Annotated in this window: 9 protein-coding genes; 8 read left to right on the forward strand and 1 reads right to left on the reverse strand. The window is 41.5% G+C overall.

Annotated features, from left to right (window positions below):
- The 4 genes from AC1DG9_RS17705 to AC1DG9_RS17720 all read left to right on the forward strand — a co-directional run.
- Positions 1-1,067: TonB-dependent receptor domain-containing protein (locus AC1DG9_RS17705; RefSeq protein WP_477634977.1), on the forward strand; the 1,067-nt coding region annotated here is incomplete at its 5' end.
- Between the two features lie 18 nt (positions 1,068-1,085).
- Positions 1,086-2,744, forward strand: coding sequence for a RagB/SusD family nutrient uptake outer membrane protein (locus tag AC1DG9_RS17710; RefSeq protein ID WP_477634978.1), 1,659 nt, complete (start codon positions 1,086-1,088; stop codon positions 2,742-2,744).
- A 119-nt stretch (positions 2,745-2,863) separates the two neighbouring features.
- Complete coding sequence (locus AC1DG9_RS17715) at positions 2,864-4,852, forward strand: glucosidase family protein (protein WP_477634979.1); 1,989 nt, start codon at positions 2,864-2,866, stop codon at positions 4,850-4,852.
- A gap of 4 nt (positions 4,853-4,856) precedes the next feature.
- Entirely contained in the window at positions 4,857-6,236 is a 1,380-nt protein-coding gene (locus AC1DG9_RS17720; RefSeq protein WP_288879906.1) for a trehalase family glycosidase, read from the forward strand.
- Here the strand turns inward: AC1DG9_RS17720 and AC1DG9_RS17725 are convergent.
- Positions 6,233-6,601, reverse strand: coding sequence for a VOC family protein (locus tag AC1DG9_RS17725; protein ID WP_172660808.1), 369 nt, complete (start codon positions 6,599-6,601; stop codon positions 6,233-6,235). The two genes, AC1DG9_RS17720 and AC1DG9_RS17725, sit on opposite strands and share 4 nt — an antisense overlap.
- Before the next feature lie 155 nt (positions 6,602-6,756).
- On the opposite strand from AC1DG9_RS17725, the gene AC1DG9_RS17730 reads away from it, so the two are divergent.
- From AC1DG9_RS17730 to AC1DG9_RS17745, 4 genes are all read left to right on the forward strand, one after another.
- On the forward strand, positions 6,757-7,308 hold the full coding sequence (locus AC1DG9_RS17730) for a dihydrofolate reductase family protein (protein WP_172660807.1): 552 nt from the start codon (positions 6,757-6,759) through the stop codon (positions 7,306-7,308).
- A 174-nt stretch (positions 7,309-7,482) separates the two neighbouring features.
- Positions 7,483-7,644 (forward strand): FecR domain-containing protein, encoded by a 162-nt coding sequence (locus tag AC1DG9_RS17735; RefSeq protein ID WP_288879910.1) that lies wholly within the window; start codon positions 7,483-7,485, stop codon positions 7,642-7,644.
- Positions 7,641-8,636 carry a type I glyceraldehyde-3-phosphate dehydrogenase gene (gene gap, locus AC1DG9_RS17740; protein ID WP_288879912.1) on the forward strand — a complete coding sequence of 332 codons (996 nt, stop codon included), beginning with the start codon at positions 7,641-7,643 and terminating at the stop codon, positions 8,634-8,636. Before AC1DG9_RS17735 ends, gap begins: the two co-directional genes overlap by 4 nt.
- An 87-nt stretch (positions 8,637-8,723) precedes the next feature.
- A partial coding sequence (locus tag AC1DG9_RS17745; RefSeq protein WP_477634980.1) for a phosphoglycerate kinase occupies positions 8,724-9,297 on the forward strand: 574 nt, incomplete at its 3' end.

Below are 9,297 nucleotides of genomic sequence, written 5' to 3' on the forward strand. Positions count from 1 at the left end.
CCTATTTGCTGGGTACTGGTTATGGTTACTCACTAGGATCGGGAGCTTCACAGGTTTCTTCATTGGTACTTGGGCCAACGCCCAATCCTAACATCACCTGGGAGCTTGCTACCACTAGCGATATCGGTTTAGAATCACAATTCTTTAATGGTAAACTGGGGGTTAATGTAGATGTGTTCAGGTCTATGCGTTCCAATATCCTGATCACCAGAAGTGAATCAGTTCCGGGATATACCGGGCTGACCCTGCCAAATGAAAACTTAGGAAAAGTATTGAGCCGTGGTATTGAGCTTGAAGCTACGCACAATAACACTATCGGCAATTCCTTTGCCTATAACATCAGGGGTAACATCACATTTGCAAGGAACAAGGTGATCTTTATGGACGAGGCGGCGAATATCCCCGAGTACCAGCGTAAAACCGGTATCCCTATTGATTCCTGGTTCCTGTATCAATCAGATGGCATCTATCAGAATCAACAGGAAATTGATAATAGTCCACATCCGGCAGGAACAGGCATAGGCGACATCAGGTATAAGGATGTAAACAACGATGGTGCTATAAACGACCTTGATAAAGTGAGAATGCCGTTGGTACGCACGCCGGAAATCATGTTTGGTTTGGCCTTAGGCGGATCATGGAAAAACATAGATGCTTCCGTTTTCTTCCAGGGGCAGGCCAGGGCTAAATCATACCTGGCGCCTGCAGGCTTAAATATGGTAACCGAATTTTTTGATGAGAGATGGCAAAAACCGGGTGATACCAAGTATCCGAGAAACTTTAGCGGCCCAACCGGAAGAACTTTTGGGGTAAATACATTTGAATCTGATTTTTGGTTAAGAGATGCATCGTTTGTAAGGCTTAAAAATGTAGAGGTAGGATATACTTTGCCAAAATCGGTGTCCGAAAGATTAAAAATGCAGAGCGCAAGGATTTATATCAGCGGAACAAACCTGTTTTCTATTGACAAGTTCGGGCCGTCATTTGATCCGGAAGTGCCAACCAATTCAGGGCAATACTATCCACAACAGCGTTTAATCAATATTGGCGCAAACATCACATTTTAAAAACTTATAAAGTATATCATGAAACTGAATATAAATAATTTTAAAATCAACAGCGCTGCTTTACTTGTTTGCACTGCGTTGATATTTGGAGGATGCAAAAAGGCTTTAGACCTGCAACCTCTTGACTCTTACTCTGAAAAGGATGTATGGTCGGATCCGAAACTGACCCAGGTTTTTGTGAACAATATTTACAGCGAAACAGTACTTGCTTACCAAGACGGAGGTTTTGGCTGGGCAGCACAAACCGATGAGCTTTACGGGAACTTTAATTGGACAAATGAAAACCTGTATGTACGCGGAGAAGCCACACCTGATAACCAGACTTCTGGTTCCCTGAACCATTGGAATAAAATGTATGCCTCTATCCGTTCGAGCAATATCTTTTTCACAAATATTGAAAAGGTAACGGGAGCAGATGAAGCGGTAAATACCATGAAGGGAGAGGTACACTTTTTAAGGGCACTGGCTTATTTTGAACTGCTGAAAAGATTTGGAGGCGTACCACTTATTGTAAAGGTTTACGATGTGAACGATAGGAATTTTAATGAAAAAAGAGCCACCTGGCTGGAGACCAAAGATTTTATATTAGCAGATATTGCTGAAGCTTTAAAAACCTTGCCGGCGGTTTATCCTAACGATCCTGATAAAGGGCGCGCAACAGCAGGAGCGGCACTGGCCTTAAAATCGAGACTGTTATTATACGCTGCAAGTCCGTATTTTAATAAAAGCAATGACAGGAAACTGTGGGAAGATGCTAAACTGGCTGCAAAAGCAGTGATTGATTATACAGGTGTTAAATATGCTCTGTATGGCAATGCGGCCAATGGTACCTACAATAAAACCTTTCTTGATTTCTTTAATCCGGAGATTATTTTTGGGAGGGTATATAGTGGTTTGGTAAAAGCGGACAGATATAATACCGTAAGCAGAGATTTAAGTCCGAATGGTTATAATGGTTACAGCGCATATAATGTGGTGCAACAAATGGTGGATGATTTTGAGATGGCTGATGGTACAAAGTTTAGCTGGAGTAATCCGGAGCAGGCAAAAAATCCATATTTGAACAGAGAGCCCCGGTTTTATGCAACTATTTTGGCCAATAACCAGCAATTCAAAGGAAGGCTTACAGGTTTTTTTGAAGGAGGTGATGATTCTCCGCAAAGTCCTTATTCGCCATGGAATGCTTCTAAAACAAGGTATTGCGTAAGGAAAATGGTTGACGAAACCCATGATTGGAATGTTCAGGATTATGATGCTACACAATGGGCAGTTTTCAGATTGTCGGAAATTTACCTAAACTATGCAGAGGCTTGCTCGGCGTTGGGCGRGGATGGAGAGGCACTGACTTATCTGAACAAAATAAGAACAGAAAAGGCAGGTTTGCCAGTGGTTAGTGGTGCAGGAACAGCATTGATGGAGAAAATAAGACATGAGCGCAGGATTGAATTGTGTTTTGAAGGACATCGTTATTTTGACATTAGAAGGTGGGGAATTGCAGAGATAGGTTCGGAAGATGCGAAGGGTGTAATTATCAGAAAGCAGAGCAACGGTACGTTTACCTATGAGGTGATGACGGTTCAGGAACGTACGTGGGTGCCGAGTTTTTACTATTACCCGATACCGAGAACGGAGATACAGAAAAATCCGGCAATAGTGCAGAACCCGAATTACAATTAGATTTGATGCATCTTCATCATTCTGAAATAAATTCAGGATGATGATTGAGTTAGCAGGATGACGATAACATAAACGAATGTGCAAACACCATTTTTAATGCCAAAAAAACCAATTTTAATATGAAATATTTCCCTATAAAAAGTTTATTATTTTTCCTGTTTCTGCTGTATAGCGTTACTGATGTAAACGGCCAGAACCTCCGATGGCATTTGGTGAAAAACGGCGGTATAGAATGGGCCGTGAAAAAAGGTGCTGCCCATACCGATCAGATTGAAATGAGCGGGAAACAGATCTCGGCAATAATTACTTATGGTGTAAATGATAAAGGTAATTTCATATTAAAAAGGAAATTGGTGTTTCCTATGCTCCGCATTATTCCTAATGATACACGAGGAAGCCTGATCAGGGATTTTGATCAGGTTATACCGCCAGCATCCATAAATGGGAAAGCCATAGAAGAACAGCCTGATGTCATTTCATTTAATGGCTCTATAAAAGTCAAATCGGCAATTGGAACGGTAAATATATCGCACGGACTTTTCCCATCGGTTGATAAGCCTGCATTTATTGAGCAACTTACCTTTAAGAACAAGGGAACAAAACCTGTTGAGATTACGATTCCAGAATTAGATAGAACAGATAGTACAAAGAAAAATGAAGGAGTTTATGGAACTTATCTGTTAAATACTAAAATCTACGGATCAGGTAAGTTTACCTTAAACCCGGGCGAAGAGCAGGCGTACGCCATTGTATATTCAGCCAGAAAAACCACCGACCAGGCCTATGAATTCTCTTCTGAATACGAATTGGTAAAACGTAAAAACTTCATAGYTGAGATAACAAAGGAACTGGTTTTGAAAACTCCTGATGATACTCTGAACCAGATGTTCTCGTTTGCAAAGATCAGGGCTTCGGAAAGTATCTTTGATACTAAGGGGGGGCTGATGCACAGTCCGGGTGGAGGATCTTATTACGCAGGAATCTGGGCAAATGACCAGGCCGAATACATGAACCCGCTTTTTCCTTTTTTAGGTAATGCTGCGGGAAACGAAAGTGGTATGAACAGCTTTCGGATGTTTGCGAAATACATGAACGATGCATACAAACCAATTCCGAGTTCCATTATAGCAGAGGGAGCAGGAATGTGGAATGGGGCGGGCGACCGCGGAGATATGGCTATGATTGCCTATGGTGCATCAAGATTTGCGCTAGCTTATGCGGATACTGCTGAAGCCCGGAAATTGTGGCCGCTAATAGAATGGTGCCTTGAATTTTCGAGAAGGAAGAAAAGTGCTGACGGGGTAATTGCGTCAGACTCTGATGAGTTGGAGGGCAGGTTTCCGGCAGGAAAAATAAACTTGTCAACCAATACTCTTGCTTACGGGGCGTTGACCAGCGCTTCGGATCTTGCCGCTACGTTGGGCGATAAAACGGTATCAGAAAAATTAGCTAAGGAAGCTGCAGAATTGAGAACTGCAATTGAAAAGTATTTTGGCGCAAAAGTACAGGGATATAACACCTATCGCTATTTCGATGGAAATGATAAGTTAAGATCATGGATAGGTATGCCACTGGTAATGGGGATATATGATAGGAAAGCCGAAACTGCAAAGGCGCTTTTATCAAACCATTTGTGGACAAAAGATGGGATGCTGACTGAGTCAGGATCGAAGACTTTTTGGGACCGCTCGCTTTTATATGCCGTTCGCGGATTGTTTAATGCAGGTATTACCGATACTACACTTAAATACCTGAAATACTATACCTCCGAGCGTTTGCTTGGTGAGCATGTGCCTTATGCCGTAGAGGCCTGGCCAGAGGGAGACCAACGCCATTTAGCAGCAGAGAGTGGTTTGTATTGCAGGGCGATAACAGAAGGGTTGTTTGGGATGCAGCCAAAAAGCTTTAGGTCGTTTTTGCTGCAGCCTTATCTTCCTACAGGTTGGAAAGAGATGTCGCTAAATCACATAAAGGCTTTTAACAAAGACTTTAATATTACGGTTGTAAGAGCTGGTCAGAAACTAAAAATTATTATAGAACAGGCCGGTAGTAAAAACCAGGAAATTAACTGGGACGGACGAAAGGCAGTAGAAATAAACTTATATTAAACACATGAAAAGAAACCTTTTTCTATACTTATTGCTTTGCCTTTGCTGCGGTGCATATGCCCAGAATGGCGGAGTAACTTTTAAATCATCAGATGCTGCCTTGCAAACTGCATTTGCCAGGGCTAAAGAAATGGCTTTAAGCTACAAAGGAAAACCGGGCGATCCGGTTGGCCCATGGTACGAATCGGCATTGCCACCCAGGGCAGCATTTTGCATGCGTGATGTATCCCACCAGAGCATTGGCGGAGAGATTCTGGGGTTAAATAAGGAGAACAAAAATATGCTCAGGCTATTTGTGAACAATATATCTGATGCTAAAGACTGGTGTTCTTACTGGGAAATTAATCATTTGGGAAAACCAGCAGTAGAGGATTACCGCAATGATAAAGAGTTCTGGTATAACCTGAATGCCAACTTTGATGTATTGACAACCAACTGGAAATTGTATTTGTGGACGGGTGATGAAGAATACATTAAAGGAGCAGCTTTTGAAAATTTTCATAAAAAATCTGTTACCTCATTTATAGATAGGTGGGTGTTGCAGGCTGATTCATTGTTGAGCAGACCGACCCATCCAAATGCACCGGTACCTTTTAACAATGAAGATTCTTTTCATCGTTGTCGTGGTTTACCTTCTTATTCTGAAGGTGTGCCTAACATTAAAATGGGAGTGGATCTGGTAGGGGCGATATACCGAGGACTGATGTCTTATGCTTCTATACTTGATGTGAAAGGTAAAAGGGAGGAGGCCAAATTGTACAGGGAAAAAGCTGCAGCTTATCAGAAAAGTATTGATGATCTGTGGTGGAACGAATCTGCTTCACTTTATAATACTTATTACTCGACCGATCATAAGTTTGGGATGGAAGAGGGAGCAACCTTTTTGCTGTGGTTTGATGCATTGAAAGAAGGCGACAGAAAAGAAAAGACGATACAGCACTTATTGTCGAGAGATTGGAATGTAGAAAACCTGTCATACTTTCCATTGATCATGTATCAGAATGGGCAAGCGGATAAAGCTTACAATTACATGCTGCATTTGACCAATCCTGAAACGAAAAGAAGGGAGTATCCAGAGGTATCTTATGGTGTGATTAAAGGTTTTGTAGAAGGATTAATGGGGTTAGAGGCTGATGCGTGTTCCAGTCAATTAACTACGCTATACCGCGGAAAAAGCGATGTGACTTCGGAACTGAAGGATGTTCCGGTATTAAAAACCCTGATCACGGTAAGGCATGAAGGGAATAAAAAATCTGTGTTGACAAATGCTGGAAAAAAGAAAATACTATGGCAGCCTAAGTTTTTGAACGACAAAGGAGAGGTAGTTGTTAAAGCAGCGGTTTGGGTAAAAGCAGGAGGGACTTTAGCGGTAAGCAGAAGTTAGTCTTCTGGATTTAATGGCTCCCACAATTCGATTTTGTTGCCTTCAGGATCATAAACCCAGGCGAATTTGCCATAGCTTTCGTTCTGGGTTTTCTCATCGATTTTGACACCTTCTTCTCTAAGTAACGCAAGCAACTCATCCAGATTGTTTACGCGGAAGTTGAGCATGAACTGTTGCTGATCGTTGCCGAAATAATCTGTGTTTTGGGCAAAAGGAGAAAACACGGTAGGGCCTGCTTCCTGATCCCAGATGTACCCGGTTTTCATGGAGTTGATGCCAAAGTGTTTTTCATACCAATCTGCAAGTGCTTCCTGGTTTTTAGAGCGGAAGAAAATACCGCCAATGCCTGATATACGTGATGCCATAATTTTGAAGTTAGTAGATATAAATGTAATAATAGATATTGAAAGTATGCGTGAAATGTGAGAAAGGGTAAGGGTGGTACTTTTGGCGTAAATGCCCCTTTATTTTGTCCGGCTTGCCCTTGAAGAGAGTGGTGGATTCTTGTTATCTTTAATTTATGAGAAAGGTAATCTATGGTATTAATCTGAGCGCGGATGGTTGTTGCGATCATACCAAATTCGGTGGCGGAGGAGAAACCCATGAGTATTTTACGGACCTCATGCGGGACGTTGACCTCATTATTTATGGGCGCAAGACCTATGAGCTGATGGTTCCTTATTGGCCTGATGTGGCAAAGAAACAGTCGGAAACGAAAGTAGTGAATGAATTTGCACAAACATTTGATGCCATTGATAAGGTTGTTTTTTCCCGAACATTAGATAAGGTTGAAGGAAATACGAAGCTTATTCGTTCAAATCTGGGAGACGAAGTTCTAAAACTGAAACAGGAGTCAGGCAAAAATATTTCAATTGGGGGTGTAAGTTTGCCTTCGGAATTGATAGCACTTGGTTTGGTTGATGAGTTTTATTTCCTGGTTCATCCTACTATTGTTGGTGAAGGAAGGAGATTGTTCGATGATACCGGTTTTGATCTGCAGCAGCGTTTAAAACTAGCGGACTCGAGAGTGCTTGACTCGGGATGCGTATCGCTTCATTATCTGAAACGATAATGTAACAGAGGCAATAAAAACATTTTTAAAGCAGCCTGTCCTCTCTCCCTGCAGTTCGAGAGGACGGAAAAATTCGAGAGGACGTAATTCTCAAGCCTGGAAGCCAAGCGACACTAATTGGTAACGCCATTAACGTCAAAAAAGTAGACGCCCATAGTACTATACTCTGGAAAAATGGCGAGTTCAGTTTTTAATACCGAAGAAATGGGAGCAATAATGCGTAAAGTAGCGTGCTGGTACAACGTAGAAGTAATTTTTAATAATCCCTTCGGAAATTATACCACTGCTAATAAGAATATAGGTACTTTTGCCCCCAGAACAAAACGAGTAAAATGAATATCGCAATTAATGGTTTTGGTAGGATCGGACGCATCTTTCTGCGTACTGCTATCGAAAAAAACATCAACGTTGTTGCCATCAATGATCTGGGAGATCCGGCTACTTTAGCCCACCTTTTTAAATATGATACCGTACACAGAGGTTTTAAGGGTACTGTAAAATTTGAAAATGACAGCTTGATCATTAATGGAAAGAAGATTCTTGTTTATGCTGAGCCTAATCCTGAAAAACTGCCATGGGTTGATCTGGGTATTGACCTTGTATTGGAGTCGACAGGAAAGTTTGCCAGCAAGGCAGGTGCTGATCTTCATTTGAAAGCAGGAGCTAAACAGGTACTGATATCGGCTCCATGTGGTGACAAGGGTGTGCAAATGGTAGTGCTTGGTGTAAATGATGCGGAGGTAGACTTGAAATCGGAAGTGCTTTCGAACGCTTCGTGTACCACAAACAACGTGGCGCCAATGGTTAAGATACTGGACGACAACTGGGGTATTCTGGATGGTTACATCACCACTGTTCATTCTATGACAGGCGACCAGAACTTGCACGATGCACCACATAAAGATTTACGCAGGGCAAGAGCTGCATCGGCATCTATAATACCTACCAGTACAGGGGCAGCAAAAGCGATTACTCATATATTTCCCCATCTGGATGGTAAGCTGGGTGGTGCCGGCATCAGGGTACCGGTATTAAATGGTTCTTTAACCGATTTTACCTGTATCCTTAAAAAGGAAACTACCATAGAAGAGATTAATGCTGCTTTTAGAAAGGCTTCGGAAAATGAGATGAGCGAAATACTGGAATATACAGAAGACCCGATTGTTTCCGTTGATATTTTAGACAATCCGCATTCATGCATCTTTGATAGTCAGCTTACTTCTATAGTGGGCGACCTGGTAAAGGTGGTGGGCTGGTATGATAATGAATCAGGCTACTCTGCGCGTTTGGTAGATGTGGTGCAAAAAATTATAAAGAATAATGGGTAATGCTTCTTATATTTGGCGCGTCGCCAGTTCGGCATATTTGACAGCTTAAATTTAGAACCAACCATTACAAAACAATAATTTTAAAAAATGAGAACAATAGATCAATGCAACTTTGCAGATAAGAAAGCTTTAGTCAGAGTTGACTTTAACGTCCCTTTGGATAAAGATTTTAATATTACTGATGATAAAAGAATGCGTGCAGCGCTACCTACAATCAATAAAATTTTAAATGATGGCGGTAGTGTTATTCTAATGTCTCACCTTGGCAGACCAAAAGATGGTCCGGATGATAAAAATTCTTTGAAACACATTTTAGGTGACCTTTCGAGAATGCTGGATCTTGAGGTGAAGTTTGCTAATGATTGTATTGGTGCTGAAGCCGTAGAAAAGGCTAAAAACCTAGTTCCGGGACAAGTTCTTTTATTAGAGAACCTGCGTTTTTATAAAGAAGAAGAAAAAGGTGATAAAGCCTTTGCTGAAAAGTTATCGAAACTTGGAAATGTATATGTAAACGACGCTTTTGGTACTGCGCACCGTGCACATGCATCAACTGCTATTGTTGCTGAGTTTTTTCCTAACGCAAAATATTTCGGTTATTTAATGGCTGAAGAATTGAAAAATGCTGAAAAAGTAAATCATGGTGCTGTTAGACCTTTTACCG

The sequence above is a fragment of the Pedobacter sp. 05L430 genome (assembly GCF_056397585.1).